This is a genomic window from Sphaerotilus uruguayifluvii (assembly GCF_013294065.1).
Classification (GTDB): domain Bacteria; phylum Pseudomonadota; class Gammaproteobacteria; order Burkholderiales; family Burkholderiaceae_C; genus Sphaerotilus; species Sphaerotilus uruguayifluvii.
Genome location: NZ_JABSNM010000001.1, coordinates 101870 through 117021, shown reverse-complemented (window position 1 = coordinate 117021; position 15152 = coordinate 101870). Strand labels below are relative to the sequence as shown.

The window sequence follows — 15152 nt, the reverse complement described above, 5'->3', positions numbered from 1 at the left end:
CGGCGGCGCGGTGCCGGTAGTAGCCGGGTACGCGCAGACCGAGGGTTTTCCCCGGGAAATCCCGCCAGAGCGAGGTTCAGATGAGCACGTCCACCTGCGTCAGCGTGCAGCTGCTGGACGCCGCCGGTGCAGGGGCGGGCAGGGGCACCGGCTGCTCGCGGGTCGCTGACCAGGATGCGGCGGTGGTGCGCAGCAGGGGCGCGGTCGTCGGCAGCGCGGGGTCGGGCAGGTCGGCGATGAGCTGCTCGGCCGCCTGCGCCAGGTCGCGCTGGCCGCGCGCCAGAACCGCCTGCAGCTGTCGATGGTGCGACATGGTTTCCTCCACTCCCTGATGCCAGACAAGCGCCGCCTGCAGCGGCGAGCTCGCGCCCCATGCGCGGGCCAGCCCCCAGGCCGTCGCGACGCTCTTGCCCTGCAGCATCAGCAGGCTGGACTGGGTGCGATGGAGGGCCTGGTCGATCCTCATCAGGGCCTGGGCCATGCGCAGGCCGAAGCCCCCGGCCGGGGGCAGCCTGTGCGTCCAGATGTCCTGCCATGCCATCGCGTGTCTCCCTGAGTCGTGCCGTGCCTGCCTCTCGAACGTGATGCAGTGCACGGGGATTCTGGGAATCCGGCCCTGGCTGGGCAATCCGGGCTGACCGTGCCCGGAGCCGGGTTAACCCCGCAGTGCGCCGGTGGCATGCGGCGCCCGCTCGCCCGCGGCGGGCGGCTCGAGCGCCTGCAGCAGGCGGAACAGGTCGGCCACCTTGCGCGCGCCGAGCTTCTCCATCATGCGGGCGCGGTGCTGCTCCACCGTCTTCAGGCTGATGCCGAACTCGTCGGCCAGCGCCTTGTTGGCCTTGCCGGCCATCACGCCGTCGAGCATGTCGCGCTCGCGCGGGGTCAGCGAGGCCAGCCGCTGGCGGCACTGGGCCTGTTCGCGCTGGCGGTCGCGCGCCGATTCGCGCTGCAGGATCGCCGCATGGATCCAGTCGATCAGCTGCTGCTCGTCGAAGGGCTTCTGCAGGAAGTCGAGCGCGCCGGCGCGCATCGCCCGCACGGCCATCGGGATGTCGCCGTGGCCGGAGATGAACAGCACCGGCACGTCGGCGTGGTGCTCGCTGAGCAGGGCCTGCAGCTGCAGCCCGCTCATGCCCGGCATGCGCACGTCGAGCACCAGCACGTCGCAGTCGAAGGCCCGCGGGTCGGCCAGGAAATCGGCCGCGCTGGCATAGGTGCTCACCTGCATGTCGAGCACATCGAGCAGCATCTGCAGCGAGGTGCGCACCATCTCGTCGTCATCGACGACGCAGACATGCGGGCGGCGAGGCGGGCGCTGCGCCGGGTTCGCCGGGCTCGTGGGGGGTGTCGCGCGGATCATCGGGCGTCTTTCTCGGCCAGGGGCAGGGTGAGTCGGAACTGGGTGCCACCCTCGGCCCGGGGCTCGGCCCAGAGCTGTCCGAGGTGGGCCTCCACGATGGAGCGGCAGATGGCCAGCCCCATGCCCATGCCGTCGGCCTTGGTGGTGACGAAGGGCAGGTAGATGTCGAGGTCGCCGTCCGCGGGCAGGCCGCAGCCGCGGTCGCGGATGCGGATCTCGGCCATGCCCTGCGGGCCGGGCGCGGTGCTCAGCAGCAGCTGGCGCGGCGCCGGGCTGTGCTGCATCGCCTCCAGGCCGTTGCGCACCAGGTTGAGCAGCAGCTGCTCGGCCAGCACCCGGTCGGCCAGCACCGCCGGCACGGCGGGATCGAGGTCGAGCTCGATGCTCGCCTCCAGGCGGCGCGCCTGCAGCTCGGCCAGGTGCTGCACGCTGCGCACCAGCTCGTCGAGCGGCACCGGTTCGCGCTGGACCGTGTCGTGGCGCACCACGTTGCGGATGTGCTGCATGATGCGCCCGGCCCGCATCGCCTCGTCGGCGATCAGCTGCACCGCGCGGCGCACCTCCGCGACATCGTGCGCCGGCGCCTTGTCGAGGCGGCGCAGCGTGGCGGCGCCGAAGTTGCGGATCGCCGTCAGCGGCTGGTTCAGCTCGTGGGCCAGCGCGGCGGCCATCTCGGCCATGCTGGTCAGCCGCGCGGTGTGCTGCACCTGCTCGCGCCACTGCGCCAGCTCGTCGGCCTGGGCCTTCTGCTCGTGCACGTCGCGCACGCTGCCGATCAGGCGCAGCGCGCGGCCGGCGTGGTTGCGCTCCATCACCCGGCCGCGCAGCCAGACCCAGCGGTAGCCGCCTTCGCGCATGCGCAGCCGCACCTCCACGTCGATCAGCGGCAGGCGCTCGCGGATGTGCGCGCTCATCATGCGCGTCAGCCGCTCGCGGTCCTCGGGATGGACCAGCTCGCTCCAGTAGGCGGCGGCCTGCTCCTGCGGGTCGGGCGGGCGGCCGAGCTGCTCGCCGAAGGAGCGCGAGACATGGAAGGCGCCGCGCACCAGGTCCCATTCCCACAGGGCGTCGCCGTGGCCCTCCAGCGCGAAGCGCCAGCGGGCCTCGCTGGCCTGCACCCGCTGCAGCAGCGCGCGCTCCTCGGTGACATCGCGCAGCACGACCATCGCGTGCACGTCGGCCGACAGCCGCAGCATCGACACCTCGACGTCGGCCAGGAAGAGCTCGCCGTCGCGGCGGCGGTGCCACTGTCCGGCCTCGCGCCAGCGCGCGGCGCGGAAGTAGCGCCGCGCCTGGCGCTCGTCCTGCAGCAGCGAGGCGAGCGGCTGCCCGACCAGCGTGGACAGGCTGTGGCGGTACAGGCCGAGCGCAGCCTCGTTGGCGTCGGAGACGATGCCGCGCCGGTCGAGCAGCAGCACCGGGAAGGGCGCCGCCCGGAAGATCGCGCGGTAGCCGCTCTCGGCCGCGCGCAGGCGTCGGTGGTCCTCGGTCTCGCGACGCAGGTCGCGCACGCCGATGCAGCCGATCTCGGTGCCGTCCTCCTCGACCAGCCAGGACACCCGGATCTCGACCGGAATGCGCGTGCCGTCGGCCAGCAGGTGGTAGCGCAGCGGCAGGTGGGTGCGGTGCTGGCCGAAGAGCGCGTCGATCTCCTCGCGGTCGCCGACCAGCGTGTCGTAGCGGCGTGGCGCCGCAGCCTCGAGGCGCTCAGCGCCGTAGAGGCGGTGCGCCACCGCGTTGGCGTCGAGAATCTGCCGGTCCGCATGGCGCACCAGCAGCAGCGCGTCCCACGACACCTCCAGCAGCGCCCGCCGCACCCGGGCGCGCCGGGCACCGGGTGCGTCAGAGCCGGCCGGGCTGTCCATCGATGTCCTGCAGCCGCGTCAGGTCCACCAGCTTGGTGCAGACCGCCACGACCACGCCGTCGTCGGACCGCATCGGGAAGCGCAGCGCGATGAAGCGCACCGTCCGGTCGCCCGCCGGCAGGTCCTCGGTGCGCTCGGAGCCCTCGCCCAGGCGCAGCACCTCCAGGTCGCGCTCGCGGAAGATGCGCGCGATGTCGGGCGGGAAGACCTGCTGGTCGGTCTTGCCGAGAATGTCGCGGCCGTCCAGCCCGGTGAGCTCCTTCAGGAACTGCGCGAAGCGCGGGTTGACGAACTCGTAGCGGCCCGAGGTGTCCTTCACCGAGATCAGCGTCGTCGAGAAGGTCATGATCGCCATGAGCCGCTTCTCCTTGTCGCGCAGCTCGCGCTGGATCTCGAACAGCGGCGTCTCGTCGAGCACGCTGAGCACGCAGCCGCGCAGGTCGCCCTGCGCCGTCAGCCGCGGCGAGGCGCGCAGCAGATAGTGGCGCTGGCCCTCGGTGAGCTGGCGCTCCAGCGGGCGGCGGCTGCGGATGACCTCGTCGACGCTCTCCAGCACCGCCCCGAGCCGGTGGCCGTGCAGCACGTCGCGCAGGCTGTCGCCGATGCGCGAGGGCACCAGGCCGAACAGCCGCGCGGCCATCTCGTTGTAGCGCAGCAGCCGGTGCTGCTCGCCGACGACGACGATGGCGTAGTCGACGCTGCTCTGGATGCTCTCCAGGTCGCCGTTGGCCTCGGCCAGCTCGGCCGACTTGATCTGCAGCTCCTCGTTGACGGTGGTCAGCTCCTCGTTGGTCGACTGCAGCTCCTCGTTGGCCGCCTGCAGCTCCTCGTTGGCGGCCTGGAGCTCCTCGTTGGAGGCCTGCATCTCCTCGTTGAGCGCCTGCGTCTCCTCGTTGGAGGTCTCCAGCTCCTCGATGACGGTCTGCAGGTGCTCGCGCGTGGCGATCAGCTCGTCCTCGAGGTCGCGGGTGAGCATGCCGGCCTGCGGCGCGTCCTCGCGGGTGCTGTCCGGCGCGTCCTCGCCCCAGCGCACCGGCTCGAACGCGATCATCAGCATCGGCTCGGCATCGGGTCCGCCGACCGGATGCACGGCGATGCGGACGCGCTGGCTGCCGTCGCCGGACTCGTGCGTTCGCCCGAACACCGCCGCCTGCTTGTGCCGCGCCTGGTGCACCAGCGTCTGCAGCTCGGTGCGCCACTCCTTGCGCACCAGGGTCAGCAGGTTCAGGTCGACCCGCCCGGAGGGCAGCCGCAGGAAGTCGCCGACATCCCCGAAGACATGGCGCAGGTCCATCTGCGCGTTGACCATCACGCTGGGCGGCACGAAGACCGCCGCCGCCGCCGACAGGAAGCGCTCCTCCGGCGAGCGCGCACGCTGAGGCAGCGGATGACGGTGCGCCGGCACCGCGTCCATCATCAGCGACACGACGGTCGACTTGCTCACCGGCGTGTCGCGCCGGCTGAACAGGCGCTGGTCGCGCTGCACCGTGTCGAACAGGTTCTCGCGCTGGTAGACCGTCTCGGACTTGCCCAGGAACAGCAGTCCGGCCGGCGCCAGCGCGTAGTGGAAGATGTCGAGCACCCGCTCCTGCAGCGAGTTCTGGAAGTAGATCAGCAGGTTGCGGCACGACACCAGGTCCAGGCGCAGGAAGGGCGGGTCCTGCACCACGTTCTGGCGCGCGAACACCACCGTCTCGCGCAGCTCCTTGCTGATCTCGTAGGTGTCGCCGTGCGGCTTGAAGTAGCGCGCCACCAGCGCCGGATCGACGCCGGCCAGGCTGGCCTCGGAGTAGTGGCCGCGCCGCGCGATGCCCATCGCGGCCATGTCGATGTCGGTGGCGAAGATCTGCAGCTTGTAGTCGTGGCGGCTGCTGCCGAGCAGCTCGAACAGCAGGATGGCGATCGTGTAGACCTCCTCGCCGGTCGCGCAGCCGGGCACCCAGATGCGGATCTCGTCGCCCGGGCGCTTGAGCGTCAGCCGCTCGGCCAGCGCCTGGCGCAGCGCGACGAAGGCCTCGGCGTCGCGGAAGAAGGAGGTCACCGAGATCAGGATGTCCTTGCAGAGCTGGCCGAGCTCGTCGGGATTGCGGCGCGTGAAGGCGATGTACTCGTCGAGCGTGGTCACATGGTTGGCGGCCATCCGGCGCAGGATGCGCCGCCACACGGTCGATTCCTTGTAGCCCGAGAAGTCGACCTTGGTGTAGCGCTGCACCTTCGACAGCAGGGTCTTGAGCGTGGCCGGGCTGGCGTCGCCCTGGCCGGGCGGCTGGATCTGGCCGTGGGTGCGCACCAGCCGGGCGATCTCGGCGGCGATCTCGGCCGGCGGCAGGATCCAGTCGACGCACTCGGTGTCGATGGCGGCCTGCGGCATGCCGGTGTACTTGGCGGTGGCCGGATCCTGCGCGAAGGTCAGGCCGCCGCTGGCCTTGACCGCCCGCAGCCCCGAGGCGCCGTCCGAGCCGGTGCCCGACAGGATGACGCCGATCACGTCCTCGCCGCGTGCCTCGGCCAGCGTGTACATGAAGGCATTGACCGAGGGCTTGGGCAGCACCTCCAGCGCCGGCTGGACCAGGTGGAAGCGGTCGTCGCGGAAGTCGAGGTTGCGGTTCGGTGGCGTGGTGTAGATGCTGTTGGGCATCGGCACCATGCCCTCCTCGATCTCGAGCACCGGCATCGAGGTCTCGCGCCCGAGCAGCTGCGCCAGCATGCTGCGGTAGGTCGGCGAGAGGTGCTGCAGCACCACGAACGGCACGTTCAGGTCCGTCGGCAGGTGCGAGATCAGCACCGACAGCGCCTCGAGTCCGCCGGCGGAGGCGCCGACGGCGACGATGAACTGGCGCCGGATCGGGGGAACCTGCCCGGGCGGCCCGAGCGGTTCAGGGGGAGTCGCGACATCTTCGCTGTTCGCCGGGCTCATGCATGTCTCCTGGTCTCCTGGGGCGGCGGGCGCGCGGGCGCCAGGCTCCGGAGCGTGTCGGTGTTCTGTCTGGTTCTGTCCGAAGTGCGGATTTTATCGAGGGGGGGCGCGCCCCGGAGCGCCTGCGGCGCGTCATGACGACGTCGTCGTCAATGTCTTGCGGGGGCCTGCGGATCGGGGCGCGACCGTCGACAATCGCCTGACCGACGATTCCTCGATCCACCTCCGACCCATGTCCACCACCCGCGTCCTGACCGGCATCACCACCACCGGCACCCCCCACCTCGGCAACTATGTCGGCGCGATCCGCCCGGCCATCGCCGCGAGCCGTCGCGACGGCGTCGAGAGCTTCTTCTTCCTCGCCGACTACCACGCGCTGATCAAGTGCGACGACCCGGCGCGCATCGAGCGCTCGCGCATGGAGCTGGCCGCGACCTGGCTGGCCGCCGGGCTCGACCCCGAGCGCGTCACCTTCTACCGCCAGAGCGACATTCCCGAGATCCCGGAGCTGACCTGGCTGCTGACCTGCGTCACCGCCAAGGGCCAGATGAACCGCGCCCACGCCTACAAGGCCGCGGCGGACGCCAATATGGCCGCCGGCGAGGACACCGACGCCGGCGTGACGATGGGGCTCTACTGCTACCCGATCCTGATGGCGGCCGACATCCTGATGTTCAACGCCCACCAGGTGCCGGTCGGGCGCGACCAGATCCAGCACATCGAGATGGCGCGCGATGTCGCGCAGCGCTTCAACCACCTGTTCGGCGCGGCGAGCGGCCGCGAGTTCTTCGTGCTGCCCGAGGCGGTGATCGAGGAGCAGGTGGCGGTGCTGCCCGGCCTCGACGGCCGCAAGATGAGCAAGAGCTACGACAACACGGTGCCGCTGTTCGCCGGCGGCCCGAAGGCGCTGAAGGAGGCGATCGCGCGCATCGTCACCGACTCGAAGCTGCCGGGCGAGCCCAAGGATCCGGACAGCAGCGCGCTGGTGACGCTGTTCGAGGCCTTCGCGACGCCGGAGCAGGCCACGGCCTTCCGCGCCGAGCTGGTGGCGGGCCTGGGCTGGGGCGAGGCCAAGCAGCGCCTGTTCGAGCTGATCGACGCCGAGATCGCGCCGATGCGCGCGCGCTACGAGGCGCTGATCGCGCAGCCGGCCGAGCTGGAGGCGCTGCTGATGGCCGGTGCCGCCAAGGCGCGCGCGACGGCCGCGCCGCTGCTGGCCGCGCTGCGCGATGCGGTCGGTCTGCGCCGCATGGTCGCCGCGCCGGTCGCCGCCGCCCCGAAGGCCAAGGCCGAGAAGGCGGCGCTGCCGGTCTTCAAGCAGTACCGCGAGGCCGACGGCCGGTTCTACTTCAAGCTCGCCGCCGCGGACGGCCGCGTGCTGCTGCAGAGCAGCGCCTTCGCGGGCGGCCGCGAGGCCGGCGAGTGGGTCAAGCGGCTGAAGACGGAAGGGTCGGCGGCGCTGGCCGGCGCGCCGGTCGTGCCGGGCGAGGGCGTCGGCGCCGACGAGATCGCGCAGGCGCTGGACGCGCTGGTCGCCGCGGCGGCCGAATGATGATGACCTGCATGGAGGGGGGCCATGCAGGCGTCACGGCGCAGCGCGAGCGGCTTGGCGCGCCTTGGCGCGACAGTGGCGATCCGCATGTCGCGCGCGCGATGATCGCGCCCGAGAGCTGGTTCCAGACGCTGCCGCGCCCGCTGCAGCTGGAGCTGTCGCGGCGGGTGCAGCCGCGCTACCTGCACGCCGGCGAGCGGCTGTGTGCGCGAGGCGATGCGCCGGACGGGTTCTACGGCCTGTCCGACGGCATCCTGCGCGTCAGCGGTCTCGTCGCACCGGGCGCCGAGGCGCTGCTGGCTCTGGTGCAGCCGCCGCACTGGTTCGGCGAGCTCGGTCTGTTCGACGGGCAGCCGCGCACGCACGATGTGCATGCCGAGACCGACGCGGTCCTGCTGCATCTGCCCCAGGCGGTGATGCTGGCGGTGCTCGAGCGCGAGCCCGCGGGCTGGCTGCATCTGGGACGCCTGCTGGCGGGCAAGATGCGCAGCGTCTTCGTGTCCTTCGAGCAGATGCAGATGCTCGCGCCGCGCGCCCGGGTGGCGCGCCGGCTGGTGATGATGGCCTCGGATCACCAGGTCGACCGGCCGACGCTGCGCCGCGAGCTCGCGCTGTCGCAGGACCAGCTCGCGCGCATGCTCTCGCTGTCACGCCAGACGGTCAACGAGGTGCTGGCCGCGCTCGAGGCCGACGGCCTGGTGCGCCGCCGCCGGCGTGTCATCGAGCTGCTCGATCCGGAGGGACTCAAGGCCGACGGGATGTCCGTCGGGCCGTGAGCCGGCATGGCCGCGGGCGGCGCGACGGATCGTCAGGACTGTGGGCAGGTCTGTGGATAAATCTGTGGACAAACTGTGTATGAATAGGGTCATGCCTCCGGTTCTGCACAGCCCGCGGCCAGCTCCAGCGAGCGCAGCCGCGCGGCCGGATCGAAGGTCGCGCCGGTCAGGATCAGCTCGTCGGCCCGCGTGCGCTCGACCAGCGCGCGCAGGCCGGCGCGCACCGTGCGCGGCGAGCCGACGATGGCCTCGGCCAGCATCCGGTCGACCTGGTGGCGCTCCTGCGGGCTGCACAGCGCGTCGAAGTCGTCCACCGGCGGCGGCAGCGGGCCGCGCTGGTTGCGCACCATGCCGAGAAAGCGCTGCTGCGTCGAGGTGAACAGGCGCTGCGCCGCCGCGTCGCTGTCGGCGACGATCACCTGCGTGCCGACCATCAGAAGCGGGCGCGGGCAGGCCGGCGAGGGGCGGAAGGTGCTGCGGTAGAGCTCGGCCGCCTGCTCGAGCAGGTCGGGCGCGAAATGCGCCGCGAAGGCATAGGGCCTGCCGAGCCAGGCCGCCAGCTGCGCGCCGTACAGGCTCGAGCCCAGCAGCCAGACCGGCACCCGCGTGCCCTGGCCCGGCAGCGCGCGCACCTGCGCGCCGGGCCGGGCCTCCTCCAGATAGCCGAGCAGCTCGGCGACATCCTGCGGGAAGGCCTCCTCGCCGCGGCTGTCGAGCGAGCGCCGCAGCGCCCGCATCGTCGCGCGGTCGGTGCCGGGCGCGCGGCCCAGGCCGAGCTCGATGCGGCCCGGATGCAGCGTCGCCAGCGTGCCGAACTGCTCGGCCACCACCAGCGGCGCATGGTTGGGCAGCATGATGCCGCCGGCGCCGACCCGGATCGTGCGGGTGTGCGCAGCGATGTGCGCGATCAGCACGGCGGTGGCCGAGCAGGCCAGGCCGTCCATGTTGTGGTGCTCGGCGAGCCAGTAGCGGCGGTAGCCGCAGCGCTCGGCATGGCGGGCGAGCTCGAGCGCGTGCGTCAGCGCGGTGGCGGCGTCGCCGCCCTCGGCGATCGGCACCAGATCGAGCACGGACAGCGGAATCGGGTCGGAGGCTGGGATCATCGCGCCATCTTGCGCCGGATCGCCTCCGGCGTCCGTGTGGCCGCGACATGTCCCCATGACCAATTTTTCTGAAACAGAGTTACTCATGGCGGCACACCGTCGCCCGCACTGCCCGCGCTGCGCCCGCCCGACGTCAGCCTGCCTGTGCGATCTGGTGGCGCCTGTGGACAACCGGATCGAGGTGCTGATCCTGCAGCATCCGCTCGAGGCGCGTGAGGCGAAGAACAGCGCGGCGCTGCTGGCGCTCGGCCTGGCGCGGGTGCGGCTCGAGATCGGCGAGACCTTCGATGCGCAGGCGCTGTCGGGCTGGACCGGGCCGGGCGCGCGGCTGCTTTATCCACAGACGCCGCGGGACTTGCACACCGATGAAGACGGGGCAAGATCTGTGGAAAACACGAAATCCGAGTTACTCGACGACCCGGATCCGGGGGTGTCGCCGGCGGTGACCCGCCTGGTGGTGCTCGACGCGACCTGGCGCAAGAGCCTGAAGATGCTGCACCTCAACCCGCTGCTGATGGCGCTGCCGCGGCTGGCCCTGCAGGACCGGCCGCCGGCGCGCTACCGCGCGATGCGCCGGGCCCGCCGGGCCGACCAGCTCTCGACGCTGGAGGCGGTCTGTGCCGCGCTGGCACGACTGGAGCAGGACACGGAGCGCTACCAGCCGATGCTGGACGGCTTCGAGCGCTTCATCGCGCGCTGGCAGGCCCGAGCTGCGCGCTGATGCGCTCGAAGTCCGGCCGCCGCGCGACCTCCGGCTGCAGGCAGTCCTCGCGCAGCGCGGCCAGCCGCGCGCAGCGGACGTCGGACGGATCGTCCGCGCGCTGCAGCAGCTCCTCGACCAGCAGCCCGAAGGCGCGCACCTCCAGCCGCTCCAGACCGGCACGCAGTCCGGCCTCCTCGGGCAGGAAGCTGGCGGCGCCGAAGTCGCTCAGCAGTGCGCGGTCCTGGCCGTTCCACAGGATGTTGTGGGCGTAGAGATCGCCGTGCATCAGGCCGATGCGGTGCAGATGGGCCATGGCCGAGGCCATCGACGCCAGAATTGTCCACAGCTTGTCCACAGACAGGGACAGCCCCTCGGCATAGACGTCGCGGCTGCAGGACGCGAGGCTGGGCGGGCCGGCGAGCGGGCCGAATTCCGGGCCGAGCAGCGGCAGCACCAGCGCTTCGGTGCGTCCCTGCGCATCGGCGACGCGAGCCTCGGCCGCGACGATCGACGCATGGCCGGCAGCGGCCAGGCAGGCGGCCTGTTCGCAGTCGGGCAGGCCGTCGCTGGTCATCGCGGCCTTGAAGCGCTTGAGCGCGACCGGGCGTTCCGGCGCCGCCGGATCATCGCATCGCAAGGCCTTGTGGATAAGTCCGGACGCCCCTTCGCCGAGAAGTCGATCTTCCCTGACATGACAGGCAGATAGCGTGGTGACAGGCGTCGATGCCGACCTGTTGACAAGCCTGTGGACAAATGGGTTTCCGGCCAGCGCCAGCCAGGCCAGGGAAGGGTGCTGGACCAGCCAGCCGGGCGCTGTGGAAAAGCGGTTGGCCGCCAGCCGCAGCAGCGCCAGGTGCGGGCTGGCCGACAGGTCGGGCAATGTCTCGAGCCGGTTGCCGGCCAGCATCAGCTTTTCCAGACGGGGGCGCTCGGCCAGCGTGTCCGGCAGCGTGCCGATGCGGTTGTCGGTCAGGATCAGCCAGCGCAGCGCCGGGGGCAGCGCCGCGTCGGGAACGGTGTCGATCTGGCAGCCACGGAAGCCGATCATCGAAAGTTGTCCACAGGCACCGAGCACCGGTGGCAGCACGGTGAACGGGTTGCCGGAGCCGAAGATCACCCGCAGCCGGTGCAGGCGCGGCAGCGCGTCGGGCAGCGTGCCGAGCCGGTTGTCGCCGAGGTCGAGTTCCTCGAGCGTGTCGGCCAGCGCGAACACCTCCTCGGGCAGCCGCTCGAGACCGCAGCCGCGCAGGTCGAGCCGGCGGGCACCGGCCAGGTCGCCGCGCCGCAGCGCGCTCAGGTTCGGGTTGATCATGCTCATGAATCAGTTCAATAGTTTCAAAAAATGCAATTTGTTCACGTTACGTAAACTGAGGCTGGCACGCGAATTTCTTCATTTCCAGACACACTCGCGACCGCGGATCAGTGCTGTACCTGGCTGACGTGATCACCCTTGTCATCCTGAGCTCCGGAACCGTGCCATGCCCCGTCCCGCCTTCCTGTCCCTTGTGCACAGCGATCATCCCCTGTCGTTGCGCTCGCTGCGGATTCTCGACTCCGTGCCGGAGCCGTACTTCGATGCGCTGACCCGTCTGGCCGCCGATGTCTGTGGCCGGCCGGTCGCGTTGCTGGGGCTGCTCGATCCGGAGCAGGACCGCATCTGGTTCAAGTCGGAGCACGGGCTGAGCGGCCTGGGTCAGATGGCGGCCGACCTGTCGCTGTGCGCGATGACGGCCCGCTCCGGTCAGGCCAGGGTGATCGAGGACGTGCATGCGCTCGGGCTGAAGCCCGCGGGGGCCGGGGGCGTGCCCGGCGCGCTGGCGGCGATGCGGGCCTATGCCGGCGTGCCGCTGCGGCTGTCGGACGGGCAGGTCATCGGCGCGCTGTGCGTCTGCGACCCCGCGCCCGGCCGGCTGGGCGCGCTGGCGCTGTCCTGGCTGGAGCAGATCGCCGCGCTGGCCGCGCGGGCGATCGAGCTGCGCGCGCAGGTGCATCACACCGTCGACGCGCTGCACGACAGCCGCGAGATGCTGCAGGTCACGCTGCGCTCGATCGCCGATGCGGTCATCACCACCGATGCCGAGGGCCGTGTCAGCTGGATGAATCCGGTGGCCGAGCGCATGACCGGCTGGTTCCACCACGAGTCGCGCGGCCTGCCGGTCGAGGCGGTCTATCAGCCGATCGACGAGGACAGCGGCCTGATCGGCGAGCATCCGGTGCGGCGCTGTCTGGTCGATCGCCGCGCGGTGCTTGGCGGTCTGCCGATGCGGCTGTTCTCCCGGGACGGCAACGAGTGCGGCATCGAGGACTCGGCCGCGCCGATCCATGACGCGACCGGTCGGCTGCATGGCGTCGTGCTGGTCTTCCATGACGTGACCGAGCAGCGCCGGCTGAGCCGCGAGATGAGCTGGCGCGCCAGCCACGACCTGCTCACCGGCCTGTTCAACCGCGGCGAGTTCGACCTGCGCCTGCAGCGCGTGCTGCTGCGCACGCGCGAGGCGGGCGGCAGTCATGCGCTGCTGTACATCGACCTGGACCAGTTCAAGCTGATCAACGATGCCTGCGGCCATCCGACCGGTGATCGGCTGCTGCAGCAGATCGGCCAGCTGCTCGGCGAGTGCGTGCGGCCCGGCGACACGCTGGCACGGCTGGGCGGCGACGAGTTCGGCGTGCTGCTCGAGCGCTGTGGCATCGAGCAGGCGCAGCGCATCGCGCAGCTGGTCTGCGAGCGCATGGAGGAGTTCCGCTTCGTGCACGACGGCCGGCGCTTTCGCGTCAGCGCCAGCATCGGCCTGGTGCCGGTCGACCGGCGCTGGCCGCGGGCCGATGCGGTCATGCAGGCGGCCGATTCGGCCTGCTACGCCGCCAAGGAGTCCGGCCGCAACCGCGTGCACCTGTGGTTCGACGCCGACGAGACCCTGCGCCACCGCCAGGGGCAGATGCACTGGGCGCGCCGGCTCGAGCAGGCGCTCGACGAGGACCGCTTCGAGCTCTACGCGCAGCGCATCCATCCGATCGGCCGGCGGGGCGACCGCGGCCTGCACTGCGAGGTGCTGCTGCGCCTGCGCGACGGCGAGAACGGCCGCTGCGTGCCGCCGGGCGTGTTCCTGCCGGCGGCCGAGCGCTTCCACATGGCCGAGCGCATCGACCGCTGGGTGGTGCGCCAGGTCTTTCGCCGGCTCGGCGAGGCGGCCGCCGCGGGCCTGCGGCCCGAGCGCGTCGCGATCAACCTGTCGGGGCAGTCGCTGAGCGATCGCGGCTTTCACGGCTACGTCGCCGATCTGGTGCGCGAGGCCGGCTTCGACGTGCGGGCGCTGTGCTTCGAGGTCACCGAGACGGCGGCGATCACCAGCCTGCGCGATGCGGCACGGTTCATGGCGGCGATGCGCGATCTGGGCATCGGCATCGCGCTCGACGACTTCGGCGCTGGCGCCTCGTCCTTCGGCTACCTGAAGTCGCTGCCGGTGGACGTGCTGAAGATCGACGGCCAGTTCATCCGCGACCTGGGCCGCGACGCGCTGGACCTGGCGACGGTGCGGTGCTTCCGCGACATCGCGCAGGTGGTCGGCGTCACGACGGTGGCCGAGTTCGTCGAGGCCCCGGGCGTGCTCGAGCAGCTCGGCGAGCTGGGCATCGACTTCGCGCAGGGCTACCTGCTGCACCGCCCGGAGCCCTTCTGCACGCTGCTGCGGCAGGAGCTGGCCGGCGTGGCCGCACTCGAGCTCGAGCCTCAGCCCGAGCCGGGTATGGCCTGAGCCGCCCTCAGCCGCGGCGCGCGCGCACCGCCTCGGCCAGCCGGCGCAGCACCGGCGCGGTCTGCGCGAAGCCGATGCAGGCGTCGGTGATCGACACGCCGTGCTTCAGGGGCTGGCCGGCGACCAGGTCCTGACGGCCTTCTTCCAGGTGGCTCTCGATCATCACGCCGGTGATGCGCTGGTCGCCGGCGGCGATGCGGGTGGCGATGTCCTCGGCGACCTCGATCTGGCGGCGGTGCTGCTTGCTGCTGTTGGCGTGCGACAGGTCGACCATCACCTGCTCGCGCAGGCCCGAGGTCTTCAGCATCGCGCAGGCGGCGTCCACATCGGCCGTGCCGTAGTTCGGGCCCTTCGAGCCGCCGCGCAGGATGACGTGGCAGTCGGCGTTGCCGCGGGTCTCGAAGACGGCGGCCACGCCCATCTTGGTCATGCCCATGAAGGCGTGCGGCGCGCTGGCGGCCAGGATGGCGTCGGCGGCGATGCGGATGCTGCCGTCGGTGCCGTTCTTGAAGCCGACCGGGCAGCTCAGGCCCGAGGCGAGCTGGCGGTGGCTCTGGCTCTCGGTGGTGCGCGCGCCGATGGCGCCCCAGGAGATCAGCTCGGCGATGTACTGCGGGCTGAGCAGGTCCAGGAACTCGGTGGCCGCCGGCAGGCCGGCGCCCAGGATGTCGAGCAGCAGGGCGCGCGCGCGCTCCAGGCCCTCGTTGATCGCGAAGCTGCCGTCCAGGTGCGGGTCATTGATGTAGCCCTTCCAGCCCACGGTGGTGCGCGGCTTCTCGAAGTAGACGCGCATCACCGTGACCAGCTCGCCGCGCAGCTCGTCGGCCAGCGGCTTCAGGCGCGCGGCGTATTCCATCGCCTGCGCGTGATCGTGGATCGAGCAGGGCCCGACGACGACGATCAGCCGGTCGTCGCGGCCGTGCAGCACGTCGGCGATCTCGCTGCGCGCCTGCTCGACCAGCGCCTGCGCGGCCTCGCTCACGGGCAGGCGCTCGTGCAGCAGCGCCGGGGTGATCAGGGGGCGCACCGCGTCGATGCGGGTGTCGTCGATGCGGGTGGTGTCGCGGGTGCTGCGGCGCGAGCCGGCTTCACGGTCGTGGCGGGGATCGTCGAGGGTGTTCATG

Annotated in this window: 11 protein-coding genes; 4 read left to right on the top strand and 7 right to left on the bottom strand. The window is 71.5% G+C overall.

What is annotated here, in order from left to right; all coding sequences use genetic code 11:
* Positions 1-76: 76 nt before the first annotated feature.
* From HNQ01_RS00510 to HNQ01_RS00495, 4 genes are all read right to left on the bottom strand, one after another.
* Positions 77-541, bottom strand: a complete 465-nt coding sequence (locus HNQ01_RS00510) for a hypothetical protein (protein ID WP_173803360.1) — start codon at positions 539-541, stop codon at positions 77-79.
* Between the two features lie 114 nt (positions 542-655).
* Positions 656-1360, bottom strand: a complete 705-nt coding sequence (locus tag HNQ01_RS00505; protein ID WP_173803359.1) for a response regulator transcription factor — start codon at positions 1358-1360, stop codon at positions 656-658.
* On the bottom strand, positions 1357-3225 hold the full coding sequence (locus tag HNQ01_RS00500) for a PAS domain S-box protein (RefSeq protein WP_173803358.1): 1869 nt from the start codon (positions 3223-3225) through the stop codon (positions 1357-1359). The genes HNQ01_RS00505 and HNQ01_RS00500 overlap by 4 nt, the downstream gene beginning before the upstream one ends.
* Entirely contained in the window at positions 3203-6142 is a 2940-nt protein-coding gene (locus HNQ01_RS00495) for a chemotaxis protein CheB (protein WP_173803357.1), read from the bottom strand. Before HNQ01_RS00495 ends, HNQ01_RS00500 begins: the two co-directional genes overlap by 23 nt.
* 232 nt (positions 6143-6374) lie before the next feature.
* Between HNQ01_RS00495 and HNQ01_RS00490 the strand changes: the two genes are divergently transcribed.
* Together HNQ01_RS00490 and HNQ01_RS00485 are read left to right on the top strand one after the other, a co-directional pair.
* The gene (locus HNQ01_RS00490) at positions 6375-7694 is read left to right on the top strand and encodes a tryptophan--tRNA ligase (protein WP_173803356.1); all 1320 of its coding nucleotides are present in this window, start codon (positions 6375-6377) and stop codon (positions 7692-7694) included.
* A gap of 2 nt (positions 7695-7696) precedes the next feature.
* Complete coding sequence (locus HNQ01_RS00485) at positions 7697-8470, top strand: Crp/Fnr family transcriptional regulator (RefSeq protein ID WP_173803355.1); 774 nt, start codon at positions 7697-7699, stop codon at positions 8468-8470.
* A gap of 89 nt (positions 8471-8559) precedes the next feature.
* On the opposite strand, the gene HNQ01_RS00480 is transcribed toward HNQ01_RS00485, so the two are convergent.
* Positions 8560-9573, bottom strand: coding sequence for an LLM class flavin-dependent oxidoreductase (locus HNQ01_RS00480; RefSeq protein ID WP_173803354.1), 1014 nt, complete (start codon positions 9571-9573; stop codon positions 8560-8562).
* An 85-nt stretch (positions 9574-9658) separates the two neighbouring features.
* Between HNQ01_RS00480 and HNQ01_RS00475 the strand changes: the two genes are divergently transcribed.
* Entirely contained in the window at positions 9659-10294 is a 636-nt protein-coding gene (locus tag HNQ01_RS00475) for a tRNA-uridine aminocarboxypropyltransferase (RefSeq protein WP_173803353.1), read from the top strand.
* On the opposite strand, the gene HNQ01_RS00470 is transcribed toward HNQ01_RS00475, so the two are convergent.
* Positions 10260-11594, bottom strand: coding sequence for a leucine-rich repeat-containing protein kinase family protein (locus HNQ01_RS00470; protein WP_353621615.1), 1335 nt, complete (start codon positions 11592-11594; stop codon positions 10260-10262). The genes HNQ01_RS00475 and HNQ01_RS00470 overlap by 35 nt on opposite strands.
* 160 nt (positions 11595-11754) lie before the next feature.
* On the opposite strand from HNQ01_RS00470, the gene HNQ01_RS00465 reads away from it, so the two are divergent.
* Positions 11755-14028 carry an EAL domain-containing protein gene (locus HNQ01_RS00465; protein WP_173803352.1) on the top strand — a complete coding sequence of 758 codons (2274 nt, stop codon included), beginning with the start codon at positions 11755-11757 and terminating at the stop codon, positions 14026-14028.
* A gap of 7 nt (positions 14029-14035) precedes the next feature.
* On the opposite strand, the gene HNQ01_RS00460 is transcribed toward HNQ01_RS00465, so the two are convergent.
* Positions 14036-15151 carry a 3-deoxy-7-phosphoheptulonate synthase gene (locus tag HNQ01_RS00460; RefSeq protein WP_173803351.1) on the bottom strand — a complete coding sequence of 372 codons (1116 nt, stop codon included), beginning with the start codon at positions 15149-15151 and terminating at the stop codon, positions 14036-14038.
* Position 15152 lies beyond the last annotated feature (1 nt).

Bases quoted from the DNA above. Each gene is read 5' to 3' on its own strand.
- HNQ01_RS00495 (WP_173803357.1), bottom strand. From the start codon at position 6,142: ATGAGCCCGGCGAACAGCGAAGATGTCGCGACTCCCCCTGAACCGCTC.
- HNQ01_RS00460 (WP_173803351.1), bottom strand. From the start codon at position 15,151: ATGAACACCCTCGACGATCCCCGCCACGACCGTGAAGCCGGCTCGCGC.
- HNQ01_RS00470 (WP_353621615.1), bottom strand. From the start codon at position 11,594: ATGAGCATGATCAACCCGAACCTGAGCGCGCTGCGGCGCGGCGACCTG.
- HNQ01_RS00510 (WP_173803360.1), bottom strand. From the start codon at position 541: ATGGCATGGCAGGACATCTGGACGCACAGGCTGCCCCCGGCCGGGGGC.
- HNQ01_RS00465 (WP_173803352.1), top strand. From the start codon at position 11,755: ATGCCCCGTCCCGCCTTCCTGTCCCTTGTGCACAGCGATCATCCCCTG.
- HNQ01_RS00505 (WP_173803359.1), bottom strand. From the start codon at position 1,360: ATGATCCGCGCGACACCCCCCACGAGCCCGGCGAACCCGGCGCAGCGC.
- HNQ01_RS00480 (WP_173803354.1), bottom strand. From the start codon at position 9,573: ATGATCCCAGCCTCCGACCCGATTCCGCTGTCCGTGCTCGATCTGGTG.
- HNQ01_RS00500 (WP_173803358.1), bottom strand. From the start codon at position 3,225: ATGGACAGCCCGGCCGGCTCTGACGCACCCGGTGCCCGGCGCGCCCGG.
- HNQ01_RS00490 (WP_173803356.1), top strand. From the start codon at position 6,375: ATGTCCACCACCCGCGTCCTGACCGGCATCACCACCACCGGCACCCCC.
- HNQ01_RS00475 (WP_173803353.1), top strand. From the start codon at position 9,659: ATGGCGGCACACCGTCGCCCGCACTGCCCGCGCTGCGCCCGCCCGACG.
- HNQ01_RS00485 (WP_173803355.1), top strand. From the start codon at position 7,697: ATGACCTGCATGGAGGGGGGCCATGCAGGCGTCACGGCGCAGCGCGAG.